The 15,615-nt window shown below is 65.0% G+C and carries 12 protein-coding genes; 3 read left to right on the forward strand and 9 right to left on the reverse strand.

Features of this window, described 5'->3' with window-relative positions:
- Positions 1 to 155: 155 nt before the first annotated feature.
- Positions 156 to 4,718 carry a DEAD/DEAH box helicase gene (locus LFL96_RS32980; RefSeq protein WP_281002081.1) on the reverse strand — a complete coding sequence of 1,521 codons (4,563 nt, stop codon included), beginning with the start codon at positions 4,716 to 4,718 and terminating at the stop codon, positions 156 to 158.
- 224 nt (positions 4,719 to 4,942) lie between these two features.
- On the opposite strand from LFL96_RS32980, the gene LFL96_RS32985 reads away from it, so the two are divergent.
- Complete coding sequence (locus tag LFL96_RS32985) at positions 4,943 to 5,992, forward strand: aldo/keto reductase (protein ID WP_281002082.1); 1,050 nt, start codon at positions 4,943 to 4,945, stop codon at positions 5,990 to 5,992.
- Positions 5,993 to 6,054: 62 nt separating this feature from the next.
- Here LFL96_RS32985 and LFL96_RS32990 read toward each other — a convergent pair whose 3' ends face one another.
- From LFL96_RS32990 to LFL96_RS33000, 3 genes are all read right to left on the reverse strand, one after another.
- Positions 6,055 to 6,339, reverse strand: coding sequence for a hypothetical protein (locus LFL96_RS32990; protein WP_281002083.1), 285 nt, complete (start codon positions 6,337 to 6,339; stop codon positions 6,055 to 6,057).
- Positions 6,336 to 6,818, reverse strand: coding sequence for a DUF2778 domain-containing protein (locus LFL96_RS32995; RefSeq protein WP_281002084.1), 483 nt, complete (start codon positions 6,816 to 6,818; stop codon positions 6,336 to 6,338). The genes LFL96_RS32990 and LFL96_RS32995 overlap by 4 nt, the downstream gene beginning before the upstream one ends.
- A gap of 319 nt (positions 6,819 to 7,137) precedes the next feature.
- Positions 7,138 to 7,497, reverse strand: a complete 360-nt coding sequence (locus tag LFL96_RS33000; RefSeq protein WP_281002085.1) for a carboxymuconolactone decarboxylase family protein — start codon at positions 7,495 to 7,497, stop codon at positions 7,138 to 7,140.
- A gap of 116 nt (positions 7,498 to 7,613) precedes the next feature.
- Here LFL96_RS33000 and LFL96_RS33005 point away from each other — a divergent pair, with 116 nt between their 5' ends.
- Together LFL96_RS33005 and LFL96_RS33010 are read left to right on the forward strand one after the other, a co-directional pair.
- Positions 7,614 to 8,609, forward strand: coding sequence for an AraC family transcriptional regulator (locus LFL96_RS33005; RefSeq protein ID WP_281002086.1), 996 nt, complete (start codon positions 7,614 to 7,616; stop codon positions 8,607 to 8,609).
- A gap of 26 nt (positions 8,610 to 8,635) precedes the next feature.
- Complete coding sequence (locus tag LFL96_RS33010; protein ID WP_281002087.1) at positions 8,636 to 8,935, forward strand: hypothetical protein; 300 nt, start codon at positions 8,636 to 8,638, stop codon at positions 8,933 to 8,935.
- A 12-nt stretch (positions 8,936 to 8,947) separates the two neighbouring features.
- Here LFL96_RS33010 and LFL96_RS33015 read toward each other — a convergent pair whose 3' ends face one another.
- The 5 genes from LFL96_RS33015 to LFL96_RS33035 all read right to left on the reverse strand — a co-directional run bounded on the left by LFL96_RS33015 (position 8,948) and on the right by LFL96_RS33035 (position 15,591).
- Entirely contained in the window at positions 8,948 to 9,547 is a 600-nt protein-coding gene (locus tag LFL96_RS33015) for an FUSC family protein (RefSeq protein ID WP_281002088.1), read from the reverse strand.
- Positions 9,548 to 9,574: 27 nt separating this feature from the next.
- Positions 9,575 to 10,945 carry an exopolysaccharide Pel transporter PelG gene (gene pelG, locus LFL96_RS33020; protein ID WP_281002089.1) on the reverse strand — a complete coding sequence of 457 codons (1,371 nt, stop codon included), beginning with the start codon at positions 10,943 to 10,945 and terminating at the stop codon, positions 9,575 to 9,577.
- A 134-nt stretch (positions 10,946 to 11,079) separates the two neighbouring features.
- The gene (gene pelF, locus LFL96_RS33025; RefSeq protein WP_281002090.1) at positions 11,080 to 12,723 is read right to left on the reverse strand and encodes a GT4 family glycosyltransferase PelF; all 1,644 of its coding nucleotides are present in this window, start codon (positions 12,721 to 12,723) and stop codon (positions 11,080 to 11,082) included.
- Entirely contained in the window at positions 12,720 to 14,126 is a 1,407-nt protein-coding gene (locus LFL96_RS33030; protein WP_281002091.1) for a sugar ABC transporter permease, read from the reverse strand. Before LFL96_RS33030 ends, pelF begins: the two co-directional genes overlap by 4 nt.
- Entirely contained in the window at positions 14,113 to 15,591 is a 1,479-nt protein-coding gene (locus LFL96_RS33035) for a PelD GGDEF domain-containing protein (RefSeq protein ID WP_281002092.1), read from the reverse strand. The genes LFL96_RS33030 and LFL96_RS33035 overlap by 14 nt, the downstream gene beginning before the upstream one ends.
- Positions 15,592 to 15,615: the final 24 nt, after the last annotated feature.

Here is a 15,615-nt window from a genome sequence, read left to right on the forward strand (position 1 = left end):
CAGTCTTCATCATACTTAAGACTGGCCTCATTGTAGCGAAGCGGCTGCTATTCGGGCTTATAAACAATAACGGGCTAATGGTCCATCGTCTTTAGGCTTGCTTCAAAATTGCTTCGATGTTTTATGCGACGTCCTGGCAAGGCGGTCCATGAAATCTAGAACTTCCTCGCTAGCCAGCTGCGTGCCCGCTCCCGCTCGACCGGGTCGTCCGCCAGCGGCGGTGCGAACCAGAAGGCGCCCGCCACCAGCGTCGCGACCACGATGCCGTCGCGATACAGCACGCGATTGCCGGCCACGGCCGGCACGCGTTCGCCGACGAGCAAAGTCCCAGCCAGATTCAACGGATCGGTGCCGGCGACACACATAAAAGCACCATCGTTCGCATGACGGCGCGTTTCCCTTAAGACGGGAATGGCCTCGGGCAATGCAAATTGTTCGCCCGCAAGGCCGTTCACGAAGCGGCCGCCGCGAATCACGCCGCGCGCTTCGAGCCGTTGCAGCACGCGCAGCAGATCGCGCCATGGCGGCAGCCAGTCGGCTTCGCGTTCGAGCAGACGCCAGAACACCACGCCGTAGCGGCGCAGCAAGGTCATCGCGACGTGTTCGAGCACGTCGGGCGGCAATTGCCGGCGGCGTTCCGGGGTGGGCGGCAGTGGGGTCGTCCCGGGGCGGCTCACCAGCGCCCAGCGCCCCGCATCGTCCATTCCTCCGATCAATGCGCTCGCGCGTGAGCGCCGGTTGCTCGCGAACGCGTGGCGTTTCGCGACCGGCTTCAGCAACGCGCGCAAGCCGGCAAAGCTATCCGAATTCACCAGGCCGGCCGCGACGAGTTCGCCTAATGCGTTCTCCAGTTCCATGCGCAGCACACGGACTTCGCTCAGCAATTCGTCGAAGAACATCGCGCCGTGCCGGGCGAGTGCGTCGTACACGCTTTGCGCGCGCGCCGACAGTTCCATCGGTTTCGATCCGTCGATCAGCGCGCTCCAGACGCGCACCTGCGCGCGCGGCAGCAGCACGATCGGCGTGCTGCGCACGGGACCGGCGGCGCTGCGGGGCCGGTCGGTCAGACGGGTCCAGACGATCTTGCCGGCGCGGCATAGTTCGTCGAGCGAAGTGTTGGAATAGGCCTTCACGCGTGCGGGCAGCAGGTCGTCTTCCCACGCGCCGGCGGCGGCCTGGAAACCTTCCATCTGTTCGAGCACGGCGGCCAGCGCGTCGCGGCCTTCGCCGCGCGTGTCCGGCGTCAGATGCTGCCAGGCGAACAGGAAGCGCATGAAATCGTGTCGTTCCACCGGCTCGATTTCACGGCGCAGCCGTTTCACCGTGTAGCGATGAATCCGCGCGAGCAGGTGGCGTTCGCACCATTCGTCGTTGCCGGCATGCGGCGTGAAGCGGCCGCGCATCACATAGCCTTCCGCTTCGAGACGAACGAGCGCGCGTTCGACCGACGCCGCCGGCAAACCCAAGGGCTTCGCGATGGTCTCGACCGGTAGCGGGCCGAAGCCGGTCAGGCGGGCGCGCAGGACGTCGACGAGCGCGTCGTCGGCGGTCCATGTGTCGGCAAAGCCTTTGGGTGCGGCGATGGAGGGCGTGTAGCGGGTCGCATCCGCGTCGGGGTAGAGCGCCTGGAAGCAGGTCAGGCGCTCGGCGGGCAGCCAGAGGGCGGTGTCCGCATCGACCTGAAGACGTGTCGCGCGGCCCGATGCGGCTAGCGAAGCGAGCCATGCGGGCCACTGCGCCTGCGTGTTTGCCTCGGCGTCCGTCGTAGTGTCGGTTTTGGTTTCGGTTTCGGCTTCGGCCTCGGTCACGCACGCGAGACCCGTCAACGCCTCGTGCATTTCGTCGAGGCTGCGCGCTTGCGGCCATGCTTCGTCGCGCACGCTGTCGATCGCGTCGGGGTCGAGCGCGCCAAGGTCGCCGGCGCTTTCCGGATCGCTCCAGCGGCGATTCTGCACGGCCTGCGTGCGGCGCTCCTCGATCGGTGCGTCGTCGAGATACGCGTACGGTTTCGCGGTGAGGATTTCGGCGGCGAGCGGCGACGGCGCGGGCAGGTCGCGCGCGATCAGCCGCACGTCGCCCTGTTCGATACGGCGCAGCAGCGCGAGCCACGTGTCGCTGTCCATCGCCTCGTGCAGGCAATCGTCGACCGTCTGGTCGACTAATGGATGGCGCGGCAATTCGCGTTCGCCGACGATGTTCTCCAGACACGCGGCCTGCTCCGGAAACACGCTCGCGAGCAGATCCTCGCTGCGCATGCGTTGCAACTGCGGCGCGGTTTTATGGCCGCCCGTGTAACGCGGCAGGCCCAGCGCGGTGGTCGCGTTCCAGCGCCAGCGCACGCCGAACAGCGGCGCGTCGAGCAGCGCCTGGATCAGCAGATATTCGGCGCTGTTCGAATGCAGATAGCGCCACACGTCGTCGAGCACGAACGAATGGCTGCCGGTCAGCGAGAGCACGATCGCGTCTTCGGTGGCGGCCGCCTGCAGCTCGAAATTGAAGGTGCGGCAGAAGCGCTTGCGCAGCGCGAGTCCCCACGCGCGGTTCACGCGACTGCCGAACGGCGCATGAATCACGAGCTGGGTGCCGCCGGATTCGTCGAAGAAGCGCTCCATCACCAGGGCGTTTTGAGTCGGCAGGACGCCGAGCGCGGACCGGGCGCGGGCGAGGTAATCGACAATCTGTTGCGCGGCGTCCGTGTTCAGACCGAGCGCGGTTTCGAGCCAATGGATCGCGCGGTCGAGAGAAGTGGGTTGCGGGGCGGTTGCTTCGTTCGCGTCTTCTACGTTGCCCGGCACATCCAGCAGCCCATCGATCTGTTCCCGCAGCCGCGCGACGCCGAACGACAATTCGTCGCTGCGTCCCGGCGCTTCGCCGAGCCAGAACGGGATGTTCGGCGGTTGGCCTTGCGCGTCCTCGACGCGCACGCGGCCGCTCTCGATCCGCAGAATTCGATACGACGCGTTGCCGAGCTGGAACACGTCGCCGGCGAGACTTTCGACCGCGAAGTCTTCGTTGACCGTGCCGATGTTGAGCGCCTGCGGTTCGAGCACCACCGCGTAATCCGCGTTTTCGGGGATCGTGCCGCCCGACGTGACGGCGACCAGCTTGCCGCCGCGCCGGCCGCGCAGCGTGCCGCTCACCACGTCGCGGTGCACGTAGGCGCCGCGCGGGCCGTTGCGGCCCGTGTAGCCCTCGGCGAGCATGCGCAGCACGGCGTCGTACTGGTCGCGCGCGAGGTCCGCGTAGGGCGCGGCGCGGCGGATCAGGTCGAACAGCGCGTCTTCGCTCCATTCGGCGTTCGACACTTCGGCGACGATCTGCTGCGCGAGCACGTCGAGCGGTGCGCGCGGGATTCGCAGCGCGTCGAGTTCGCCGCGCCGCACGCAGTCGAGCAGCGCCGCGCATTCGATCAGATCGTCGCGCGAGGTCGGAAACAGCCGCCCCTTCGGCATGCCGCCGACGTGATGGCCCGAGCGTCCAACGCGTTGCAGGAACGGCGCGATCGCGCGCGGCGAACCCATCTGGCAGACCAGATCGACGTCGCCGATATCGATGCCCAGTTCCAGCGAGGCCGTCGCAATCAGCACGCGCAGCTCGCCGCGCTTCAGACGCTGTTCCGCGTCGAAGCGATGTTCCTTCGCGAGGCTGCCGTGGTGCGCGGCGACCGCTTCCTTGCCGAGCCGCTCGGTCAGATGACGCGCGGCGCGTTCTGCCATGCGGCGCGTGTTGACGAAGATCAGCGTGGTGCGATGCATCGCGACGAGTTCGGCGAGACGGTCGTAGACGCGCTCCCACACTTCGTTGGGCATCACCGCTTCGAGCGGCACGGGCGGCAGTTCCAGCGCGAGATCGCGTTCGCGGACATGGCCGACATCGACGATCGCGCAATCGGCTTGCTGGTCGCTGTCGAGGCTCGCGCCGCCGACGAGGAAACGCGCGACCGCGCTCACGGGCTTCTGCGTGGCCGACAGGCCGATGCGCGGCAGACGGCGGCCGCATAACGCGTCGAGCCGTTCGAGCGTGAGCGCGAGATGGCTGCCGCGTTTGCTGTTCGCGAGCGCGTGGATTTCATCGACGATCACCGTGCGCGCCGTCGAGAGCATGCGGCGGCCGGAGTCCGAACCGAGCAGCACGTACAGCGATTCGGGCGTGGTGACGAGGATGTGCGGCGCGCGTTTTCTGATCGCGTTGCGTTCCTGCTGGGTCGTGTCGCCGGTACGGACCGCGGTGCGGATGTCGAGCGGCGGCAGGCCGAGCGCGGCGAGTTCGGCGGCGATACCTGCCAGCGGCGTTTGCAGGTTGATGCGGATGTCGTTGGAGAGCGCCTTCAGCGGGGAGACGTAGACCACCAGGGTTTCGTCGGGTAGGGCGCCGCCGTGGGCGAGGCCTTGCTGGACGAGGTCGTCGAGCGCCGAGAGGAAGGCGGTGAGGGTTTTGCCGGAGCCGGTCGGGGCGGCGACCAGGGTCGAGCGGCCGTGACGGATGGGAGGCCATGCGGCGGCCTGCGCACCGGTGGGGGCTGGGAAGGTTTTCAGGAACCAGTTGGCGACGGCGGGGTGGAAGGTGTCGAGCGCTGCGGTGGCGGTGGGGGCGGCTACTGTGGCTACCGCGGCTAGCGTGGTTAAGGGCGCGGACATGCCCGCCGCCGACGCCGCCTTGCGCGGCTTCTTGCGGGTTCTGGCCGCGTCGGGCGCGGCGGTGGTCGGTTCCGAAGTCATGCCTGCGTAGATGGGGGCTCGGCGTGGCATATCCAGAGTCGCTGGACGGTTGGCGTGGGGTGGTGGTGTTGGGGGCAGTCTGGCAGATTTTCTTGGGGGCGTGTTTGGGAAGCGGGAACAGGGTTTTAACGAACTGTCGCCGGCTGCCGCGCTCCCTGCCGACTTGCATCAATTGCAGTACTCTCTACGCCTCACCCATCCCCCAACCACGATGGAGTTCGACGATGCGTTACAACCAGTTAGGCCGTACCGGGATTTTTGTTTCAGAACTGTGTCTGGGCACGATGACGTTCGGTGGCGGCGACGGCATCTGGAAACAGATCGGCGATCTCCAGCAAGCCGACGCGGAGCGGCTGGTCGGCCGCTCGCTCGACGCGGGCATCAATTTCATCGATACCGCCGACGTGTATGCCGGCGGTCTCTCCGAACAGATCACCGGTCAGGCGCTGAAAAACCTGAAAGTGCCGCGCGACCAGGTTGTGGTCGCCACCAAGGTGTTCGGCCAGACCGGCGAGTTTGCGAACGCGCGCGGTGCGTCGCGCTATCACATCATCGACGGCGTGAAGGCGAGTCTGCAACGTCTGCAACTCGATCACGTCGACCTGTATCAGATCCACGGTTTCGATCCGGCGACGCCGATCGAGGAAACCGTGCGTGCGCTCGACACGCTGGTGCAGCACGGGCACGTGCGTTACGTCGGCGTATCGAACTGGGCTGCGTGGCAGATCGTCAAGGCGCTCGGTATCGCAGAGCGGCTGGGCGCGGCGCGGTTCGAAACGCTGCAGGCGTATTACACGCTGGCGGGGCGCGACCTCGAACGCGAACTCGTGCCGATGCTGCAAAGCGAAGGGCTCGGGTTGATGGTCTGGAGTCCGCTCGCGGGCGGGCTATTGAGCGGCAAGTATGGACGTGAGCAACAGGGCGAGGCGGGTAGCCGTCGCACGACGTTCGACTTTCCGCCGGTCAACCGCGAGCGCGCGTATGACTGCATCGACGTGATGCGCGAGATCGCTGAAGCGAAGCGCGTCTCGGTCGCGCAGATCGCGCTTGCGTGGTTGTTGCATCAGCCGGTGGTGACGTCGGTGATCGTCGGCGCGAAGAAGGTCGAACAGCTCGACGACAATATCGCGGCCACGTCGGTCGAACTGTCCGCCGATGAGCTGACGAAACTCGATCGGGTCAGCACGTTGCCGGCGGAGTATCCGGGGTGGATGCTGGAGCGGCAGGGGGAAGTGCGGCGCAAGCAGCTGGAGGAAGCGCGGCACGGGAGTTGAGGATGGTGAGGGAGAAGCTGCGGGTGCGTGCGGCTTCTCCTGTGAGATTAGTCTCCCGATGATTAACTTTTTCGCTCGCGTGCACGGCGAAACGCACGTATCGCAATGGGCGCGCTCCACACTGCCAGCACTGCGATGGCAAAACTCAAAACCAGCATGACTAGCACGAGGGGATCGTCGGCGCGCTCGCCGTCGACCAGATCGAATGGTCTCGACGCCTGGGCGAGTACCCAATGTCCTGCTGGGCTTTGCGCAAGTGCCCAGAACCAGTCAAAGAAGCCTAGCGTCCAGCCAATCGGGATGGTCAACGCGACGGATAGAACGAGTTTGATCAGGAAGGATTTCATCGCACGTTGACTGTTCCGTAATAGCTGATGTTAGTTCCAGGAATAACGGCCCGTGGTTGTGACTTCAGAAATGTTCTAAGTTTTTCAAATTGAAATCGGTTGTGCACCGTTATACATCCCTTGCTTTGGTTAGTGCGGCCGGCAGGATGCAGACGAAACTCTCCACGCAGAACGCCGTTGATATATGTGTAGTCGTCGATCAGACCGTCGTTTCGATAAAGGGCGAACCACCCGCTACGGCTGGTATGTGTAAAAGTATTCGCAATCGTATCGCGCAACCAACCTAAACGGCCGCCGCTCTCCCTGTCGACGATGAAATAAGTTCCGGCTGGAAGCGGCCCCTCATCTTTTTTCGCTGTCGCGCTCGGGTCGTCAACATAGATGCCGTCACCTGAGAAAGCAGCGATTCCACCAAGACCTGGGCAGAGTAAGACAGACATGCGTTGACCGTTGAGACGGAAAGAGCAGGACACCGGCATGGGTTGCCTCCAAAGGATCAGGAGGAGGCGATTCCAGGCAATTGAATCGAACCGTCTATACGCTGTGGGTCGTGTTAACTGAGGATATGCGCTGTCGGTCGTGGGTCCTTATGTGTTGAGGCACTTCACTTCCGCGGAGAAGTCCGACCACAACGGACTCGCGTCACTTTGTCGACCACGAGAAAATGGATGCGACAATTCGCGCTTGTCGCACCGCAAACCGTCAACAACCGTCACAAACGAAAACGGTCGCGTGCCTTATCAGACACGCGACCGTTCCTGGCAGAAAATCCCAATTTCCAGCACTAACGGCGGCCGGCTACTTCACCGCTTCCACCGCATCCTGCGCATAAGCCGCCACCGCATCCATCGTCCGCGCCGAATAAACCATCGCCGCGCCCGCATTGATCGCCACCGCGACGCCCAGCGCCTCGGCGATTTCCTCGCGCGTCGCGCCGTGCTTCAGCGCCTCGGCGGTGTGCACGGAAATACAACCGTCACAGCGCAAACTCACCGCGGCGGCCAGCGCAATCAACTCGCGCGTCTTCGCGCCGAGCAGGTTGGTTTTCTGACCGGCGCCCGACATCGTTTGATACGCCTTGAGCGTATCCGGCGACAGCTTGCCGATCTCGCCGATACGGCCGAACAATTCCTTGCGATACTCGATCCAGTTCAACATGGCAGTGCTCCTTGGTCTGTTGCGCGTCGGCGGGTGCCGGCGTCGTGAGACAAGTATTGCGCCGCGCCGCGATATCCTGAATACTCGTTTCGCTCAACTTTTAGCGGGATCGTCTCATGGACATGCTTAGCCGACTGCTCGATCTGGCCCGGCCGCAGGCAAGCCTGGACTTGCGCTGCCTGCTGTCGGGCGGCTTCGACATCGATCACGGGCCGCTTGAGGCGGGCATCGCGCCGTTTCATCTGGTGCTCGGCGGCGCCTGTCTGATCGAGGCCGACGACGGCACGGAGTTGCCCTTGCGTACTGGCGATTTCGTGCTGTTTCCACGCGGCGCCGCGCATCGCGTGCGGGACGTGGCGAGGTCCAGCGTGACGACGCCGATCACGCAGAGTCACGACGGCATGCTGCCGGTGCGGCAAAGCGGTAACGGTAAAAGCAACGGCAACTCAAAAGCCAGCGCCAACCATGAAACCACCAACACTCGCGCGGCCGATGTCGACCTCCTGTGTGGCCGCTTTCTCTACGCGCCAGGCTCATCCGCGTTGCTGCTGAACGCGTTGCCCGATCCATTCCACGTCTCGCTCGAAGGCACGCAAGCGCTGGACTCGTTGCAAACCGTGACGGACCTGATGCGCACCGAAGCGGAACGACGGCAACCCGGCGCGCTCGCCATCGTCACCGCATTGAGCCACGCGCTGTTCACCATGGCCTTGCGTGTGCACGGCGAACGCAACGCGTCGGGCTCCGGCGTGTTGACGCTGCTCGCCGACGCACGTCTGGGCGCGTCGGTGCAAAGCATGCTGAACGCGCCGGAACGCGCATGGACCATCGCGGAACTGGGGGACGTCGCGGCAATGTCGCGTGCGACCTACGCGCGTCACTTCAACGAGCGCGCGGGCATGACGGTGATGGATTTCCTCACGCAGATCCGCATGACGATCGCGTGCGATCTTCTGCGCCGCACGCAGCGCAGCGCGGCCGAGGTCGGCGAGATGGTCGGCTATCAGTCGGAAGCGGCGTTCGGCAAGGCGTTTCAGCAGAGCGTCGGCGTGACGCCTGGGCGGTATCGGCGTCGGCGGGAGGAGGGGGACGAAAAGGGGCAAAGCGAGTGAGCCGGACGCAACCACTCGAATCAACGATGACCAGACAAATCACCATCAAACTATTACTGATCGCAGTGCTGGTGGTCATCGCCGTGATTGGCGGATGGTATCTGACCTGTCTCTTCAGCCTGTTGCCGTTCAACATGCCCGATTTCATCGACAGCTTCATACGCTTCGCGTTGTCGATCACCGGTAACGACGATCTGGCGAATCCGGACGATATGGAAATGCTGTCTTTCCTTCTTTACTGGCTGGTTTTCACCATCCTGACCGGAACTCTCACCTTCTTCGGTTACCGCACCTTCCGTCATTACCGGCAAACTGTTCCGCGTTGAGCGGCGTGCGCGTCAATTCTTAACGTCCTCCACCTCCCCAAACCACTTCCGCCCAACCTTCCCCATCGCCCACGCCATCAACAGCGCGCACACCGTTCCCAAGGTCACTTCCCCCAACCGCAGCAGCGCCTTGTCCCAAGGCGGCCCCATCCCGGGCACCAGCAGCATGATGGTCGCGGTGATACCACCGAGCCGCGCCGCGCTGCCCACGTTCAACACCCAGCACACGACGATCGCCACGCCGACCGTCGCCGCATAAGCCGCGAAATATCCGCCGCCGGCCAACGCGCCCACGAGCCCGCACAGTCCGCCGACCATCGCGCCGATGAACTGGTCGCGCGACAGATTGCGCGTGTCGATATAGCTATGTTGACTGACCGCGATCGCGGTAATCGCGGCCCAGAACGCCTGCTCGGTATGCAGCGCGCGGCCGATCGCGAAGGCGAGACTGGCGCCGGCCACCGCCTGCACGGCCATGAGGCCGCCCTCAATCAGCCGCTCGCCGAGCGGCAATGCCTTCAGAAAAGCGAACAGCGAGTTGGCCGCGCTCGTCCGCGCGCGATGGGTCGAACGGGGTGTCGAAGTGCGGGGCGAATTATCGGGTGGTGTCATCGCGAGAAGCAGACCTCAAAGCCGCCCTCACTGGAGCATGAAGGTCTCGTATTCTAGCGACTCCAATTTACGATCCAGCAGATACAGGCTCGCCAGCACGACCACCAGCAACGCGCCCGCAAATCCATAGCCATAGAAAGCCGGATTCAACGCCAGCGTCATCGCCGTGAAAATCACGTTCAGCGCGACGAAGCCCGCCACCAGACACAGCACGATCTTGCGCTTGTCGAGATAGAAGAACACGTTGATCGTGCCCATGAACACGACCTGCATGCTGGCGGCGATCACGTCGATATACAGCAGCGGCAGATACAGCGTCGATATCTTCAGCCACGACAGCAGCACGGTGCCGGCGGCGAACAGCATCATCGCGGCGATGGTCTGCACCTTGATGATCTCCCAGATGCCGTTACGCAGCGCCTCCACCATCGCGTTGCGCATGCGTTCAATATGCTGCAGCGACGCGCCTTCGCGCACCGCATCGTAGAACGCGTCGTAATACTCGACGAAGTCGGTCTCGATGCGCATCAGAAACACCGCCATGCCCGGAATGATCGCGAGGTACGCGAGAAACACGGGAATGTCGTAAATGATCGACGCACGCAACGGCCCGATCACCGGCTGACCCGTCCCCGGCGAGTACCAGAACATGAACTTGTCGACCCAGATCCCGAGGTTGTACAGCAAGCCGGTCAACATCAGCGACGGATAACGGTATCGCTTCCAGAACACCTCGAACGAAATGAAATGATCGCTGCGGTAGTCGCGATAGATCAGCGAGAGCAGGCCGACCAGCAGGATCGTCTGGCCGCTCACGAAGCCCGACAGCAGCCCCGTCAATCCATAGCGGTTCAGCGCGAGCGCGGCAATCGTCGTGAACGAGTAGCCGATAAAGAACACGACGATGATCGACACATACTGCTTCATGCCCGACAGAAAAATCGTCGCGATCCAGATGTTGCTCATCACCACGAAGCCGGCCAGCATCAGCAGGCGGTAGGCGACGGTCTGCTGCGGAAACAGCAGCACGACGGCGAGCGCGCCGAGCACCGCCGAGGCCACCGTGACGACGAACGCCACCGCGTGATAGTTCGGCAGCACGAGGTCGTCGCGCTTCTCGAACAGACGGTCGGACGTGAAGCGCGTGTATGCGAGCTGCAAGGGGCCGGTCAGAATCAGCGACAGCGAAATCAGATACGTGACCGACACCTGGAACTGCGTGATAAGCCCCGTGGGCAGCACGAACGGCAGACTGAGCACGCCGATCAGCAGAATCCCGACGATCGACAGCACCCAGGGGCCCGCGCCGATCAGCCCCGCGTACGTATAAGCCTGCATCAGCCCCAGCAGCGTATTGCGGCGGAGCATCTTGCGCAGTTCGAACCCGATTCCGGCCATGGCAATGCGTTCCGTTTGTAAAGCGTTTGACTGGCGTGTTGCGTTTAGCGTGTGTATTGCGTCGAATCAGCGGCGTTCCACGCACGCGCACGCACACGCACACGCACAGGTCGCGGTTCGACCGCGCGGCCGTGTCACGACGCGGCCGGAGCCGCCGGCGCCGCACTTTGCGCCGCATCGTCGAGATCGGCCTGCGCGGTGAGCCGCGCATACAGCTCGCGATACGAACCGACCATCTGATCCTGCGTGTAAAACCGCTCGACGCGTGCGATCCCCGCTTTCTGCGCGGCGTGCCAGTTGTCCTCGTCGAGCAGATCGAGCGCGGCCTCGGCGAGCGCGCGCGGATCGGCAATCTGCACCACGCGGCCGGCCGCGCCGAGCGCCGCGTCTTCGCCATCGAGACCGTAGATCAACTGACGGCACGAACCGACATCCGTCGTCACCGACGGCACGCCCGCCGCGAAACCTTCGAGCACGACGAGCGGCAGCGCCTCGGAAATCGAACTCAGCACCAGCACGCCGCACCTGGGCAGCAATTCGTCGATCTTCTGGAAGCCGAGAAACTTCACCTTGTCCTGCAAGCCCAGACTCTCGACCAGCGCGCGGCATTCGTTCGCGTACGACTCGTCCTCGTCCTCGGGGCCGGCGATCCACGCTTCGGCCTCGGGCATCTGGCGCACCACGGTCAGCATCGCGCGGATGAAGGTCTTGATGTCCTTGATCGGCACCACGCGGCCGATCAGGCACAGCGTCTTCGGCACCTGCGCGCCGCGTTGCGCGCGCAACGGCGCGAGCCGCGGCAGGTTTACGCCGTTCGGAATATTGGCGGTCTTGTATTCGGGCGCGCCGTCGACGATCTGCCGCCGCCGGTTGCCTTCGTACAGGGCGATGATGTCCTCGGCTGCGTCGTAGCACACGTGGCCGAGCGTTTCGAAGAAGCGCACCCACAGGTCGCGGAAATAGCCGATCTGCGAGACGTCGCGCTCGAAAATGCTGCGGTTGTCGCGAATCCACTGGCTCTGGAACAAATCGATCTTGCGTTCCTTCGTGTAGATGCCGTGTTCGGAGACGAGCAGCGGACGCCCGTGCCGATAGCGCAGCAGCGCACCGAGAAAACCCGCGTAACCGGTCGATACCGTATGGAACATCTTCACCGTGGGCAGCCCCTCGGCGATCCGCGCCAGTTGCCACAGCGGCTTGTGCATGATGCGCACGGTCCAGAAATAATCGACGAACGACGGGTCCGTGCAGAACTGCCGGTACTGGTCGGTCAGATAGGTCCACGACTCCTTCGAATACAGGAATGCTTCTTCGCCGAGTGCGCCGCCGGGGCGCAGATCGTCGAGCATGTCCTTGAGCATGCGGCCGGCCGCCTGACGCATGGCCGGATTGCGCAGCTTGTCGTGCATCTGGCCGGCCTGCATGAAGGCGGCGGGGTCGCCCGCCTGGTGATGGATCAGCGGCGGCGGCGCGAAGTCGTACAGGTAGTGATTCTCCAGATGCACGACGTTGTCGGGCAGCGCGTACGACATCTTCGGATAGTCCTGCGGGCGGCTGCCGAGAAAGCACAGCGCGAACGAGTACTCCGGAAACGCGCGGATGATCTGGTTGACCCAGCTCGACACGCCGCCGCTTACATACGGAAACGTGCCTTCGAGCAGCAGCGCGATATCGGCGCGCGCGGCGCGCGGTAGCTTGATCGAGGTTGGCGAGGCCGCAACGTTGGTGTTCGCGTTGGTGTTCTGAGCCGCGGGATTCGCGGTTCTGGATGCAGTCATGATGAGCGTCTCGACGAGGAGCCTGACGGCGGCGTGCCGTCGCGCGCGGCGCGGGATGCATCGCCGGTCTTCGGCGCGTGGGCGCCGGTAGCGGTAGCAGAAGCGGAAGCGGATCGAGCAGCGCCGCCGTGCGCCAGTTCGGCCACTTGCAGCACGCGCGGATCGGGGGCGTCGCGCGATTCGCGTCCCTGCCAGAACGCCAGCACCGCGTGCAGCGTCGAGCCGCCCGCATGGCTGTCCATCTCGCCGAGCAACCGACGCACGCGTGCAAAATCGCGGCGCAGATAGGCGGCTTCGGCGAGATACGGCAGCATCCGTTCGCGCGGGAACCCGCAGTCGATCGCGCGTTGCAGCATCGTGTCGGCGTCGTCGAGTTCGCGCCGGTCGAGCGCGAGGCGGCCACGCAGACGCCACAGCGACGCGTCGTCGGGATCGGCGTCGAGCGCCGCGACGGCGAAACCGTCGGCCTGATCGGCGGCGTTGCGGTAGACGTCACCGGTCACGAGGTGTTCGTAGATCAGTTCGCTGTACAACTCGGCGAGCGTCTTGTTCGCGCGGCGGCGGTCGCTGTCGTTCAGCTCGGGGTGCAGCTTGCGATCGAGCTTCGGCCGCTCGACGAGAATCCGCTGCGTGAGCGCCTTCTCGCGGTTGTCGAGAATGCCGTACGCGAGCAGGCGGATGTCGTCCAGCGGATCGGCCAGCATGCCTTGCAGCAACGGCGAGACGGTGCGCGCGGGCATCGACTGCATGGCGAGCAATGCGGTCATGCGAAACGCGGTGCCGGCGTCGGCGTTCTGCAACTCGGCCTTCAGACGCGCGCCGCGGCCGTACGACACGTTGCCGATCAGGTTGGCGGCGAACTCGGGCTCCTCGACCTGAACCACCGGCGGGCGATCGGCGGGGCGCGGCAGAATCCGCGCGACGGCCAGCGCGCCAAGCGTGCACGCGACGCCGCCGACCGGCACCGCGAAGTTCAGGAACCACAGCGCGGCGAACAGGCCACGACGCGGCGCGCGATAGCGCGGCGGCATCGCACGCGCGATGGCGAACGAGATGAGCAACGCGGCGAGAGCCTGCACAAGCAGGCAGAGCAGCAGCGTGTGCGTGTTCAGATGCGCGGCGTCGCTGGAGGGGGCGTCCGTCGCCAGCGTGCCGAGCCATTGCGCGGACGGATCTGGCGCGCCGCGCGTGGCGAGTGCGAACACCGCGATTTGCAGCGCGATGCCGCAGAGTGCGGCGAGGGCCGCGAGCAGCGCGGACAACGCACGAGCGCCGGAGGCGTGCGGACGGGAGTCACCGGAGGCCGGGCCGGAGCCGTTGCCCGAACCCGATCCCTCCACGCGCGCCGCGTCTGCGTCGCCCGCCGGCCGTGCGGCGTTGGCGTTCGCGTCAGACGCGCGCATCGCAGCGCTCCAGCAGATTCCGCAACGCGGCCACCGGTTCCGCGTCGGCGATCACCATCGCATGCACGGCGATCCGCGCCGACTCGAAGTCGACACCGTATTGCGCGCGCAGATTGTCTTCGATCCGCAGCAGATAACCGTCGATCGATCCCTCGCCGGACAGCGGCATCAGCGTCAGGATCGCGCGCTGACCGCCGTGATGACGCGCCCACTGCACGTCGAGCGCGCGCCGCGTGCGCAGCACGTGTTCGTACCAGGTGGTGCTGGTCGTGCGGTCGTCGAACACCAGCGCGACCAGCGACGAGCGCACCTTCGTATCGCGATGCAGATGCACGAGCCGCGCGTAATCCAGCGCGAAGTCGTACGGGCAATCGGGGAACGCCTGCAAGGTGTCGCGCGTGACTTCGGCGTGCTGCACGCCGTCCGCGTAGTAGTTGCACAGCACCAGCAGGAACTGCAGGTTGTCACGCGTCAATGCAAGGAACGGCATGCGTTCGATCACCAGCAAACCGACCGGCTGCTTCAGCGCATCGATCAACGGCACGCACGCGATGTAGCGGCTTTGCGCGGCCTGCTGCTGGGTCGGCGATTCGATGTGAACCAGCGTGCGCGCTTCGAGCGCTTCGCGCACCAGCGGGTCCTGTGCATCGAGTTCGAATGCGGTGCCGATCCAGGCGGCCGCTTCGGCGTGCGGCGCGCCGTCGCGCCACGCGTAGAGGCGCGCGCCTTCGAGCTGGCACGCCTGCGCGGCGGTATCGAGAAACTGCTGCGCGCCGCGCAGATCGACCACGCCGCGCTGCGCGTTGCCGGGGTCCTGCGTCAGCGTGACCGCGCGCATGCGGCCGAGCGTATCGCGCAGCGTCGCGGGGCGGCCGAGCAGATCCTGTTCGAGACGCTCGTGCGAGAGCCGCAGCAGGAACTGGTTGCGCGTGAGGATCGAGAGCCGTTCGGCGAGGTAGTCGTTGGCCATGCGCGCCTGGCCCAGGCGCGTGATCCAGACATCGCCGAACTGTCCACACAAGAGCGTGAACACGAAGCCGCCGAAGAAGAAACCGACCGGAAACGGCTGCGTCTGCGCCTGCGGCTCGGCGAGCGTGTGCGCGATCGAACCGAGCGTGGCCGGATCGGCGCCCGGATAGAGCACGTACCACGCGGCCAGCAGGATCAGCCCCGAGAACGTGCCGGCGATCGACCCGTAGCGCAGCGCGAGGATCATCGGCACGATCCAGATCCACACGAAGCCGACGTGGATCAGCAGCGGGTTATGCGGCCGGAACAGCCAGCACAGGCCGATCGCGAGCAGCGTCGCGAGGATCGATTCGAGCGTGGTGACGGCGCGCCGGCGCACCGAGCCGCGCGGCGGCGCGACGAGGCGCGCCCACCACGAGCCCGCGCCGACGCTTTGCGCCTGGCGGCGTTTGTGCCGCGACGGCGACGCCAGTTGATCCGGAGCACGCGTGTTCATGGCGAAGGCTTCCTGATGTCGAAG

The organism is Paraburkholderia sp. D15 (assembly GCF_029910215.1).
GTDB lineage: Bacteria > Pseudomonadota > Gammaproteobacteria > Burkholderiales > Burkholderiaceae > Paraburkholderia.

Coding starts and splice junctions, on each gene's coding strand:
- LFL96_RS32980 (WP_281002081.1), bottom strand. CDS start 4,718: ATGACTTCGGAACCGACCACCGCCGCGCCCGACGCGGCCAGAACCCGC.
- LFL96_RS32985 (WP_281002082.1), top strand. CDS start 4,943: ATGCGTTACAACCAGTTAGGCCGTACCGGGATTTTTGTTTCAGAACTG.
- LFL96_RS32990 (WP_281002083.1), bottom strand. CDS start 6,339: ATGAAATCCTTCCTGATCAAACTCGTTCTATCCGTCGCGTTGACCATC.
- LFL96_RS32995 (WP_281002084.1), bottom strand. CDS start 6,818: ATGCCGGTGTCCTGCTCTTTCCGTCTCAACGGTCAACGCATGTCTGTC.
- LFL96_RS33000 (WP_281002085.1), bottom strand. CDS start 7,497: ATGTTGAACTGGATCGAGTATCGCAAGGAATTGTTCGGCCGTATCGGC.
- LFL96_RS33005 (WP_281002086.1), top strand. CDS start 7,614: ATGGACATGCTTAGCCGACTGCTCGATCTGGCCCGGCCGCAGGCAAGC.
- LFL96_RS33010 (WP_281002087.1), top strand. CDS start 8,636: ATGACCAGACAAATCACCATCAAACTATTACTGATCGCAGTGCTGGTG.
- LFL96_RS33015 (WP_281002088.1), bottom strand. CDS start 9,547: ATGACACCACCCGATAATTCGCCCCGCACTTCGACACCCCGTTCGACC.
- pelG (WP_281002089.1), bottom strand. CDS start 10,945: ATGGCCGGAATCGGGTTCGAACTGCGCAAGATGCTCCGCCGCAATACG.
- pelF (WP_281002090.1), bottom strand. CDS start 12,723: ATGACTGCATCCAGAACCGCGAATCCCGCGGCTCAGAACACCAACGCG.
- LFL96_RS33030 (WP_281002091.1), bottom strand. CDS start 14,126: ATGCGCGCGTCTGACGCGAACGCCAACGCCGCACGGCCGGCGGGCGAC.
- LFL96_RS33035 (WP_281002092.1), bottom strand. CDS start 15,591: ATGAACACGCGTGCTCCGGATCAACTGGCGTCGCCGTCGCGGCACAAA.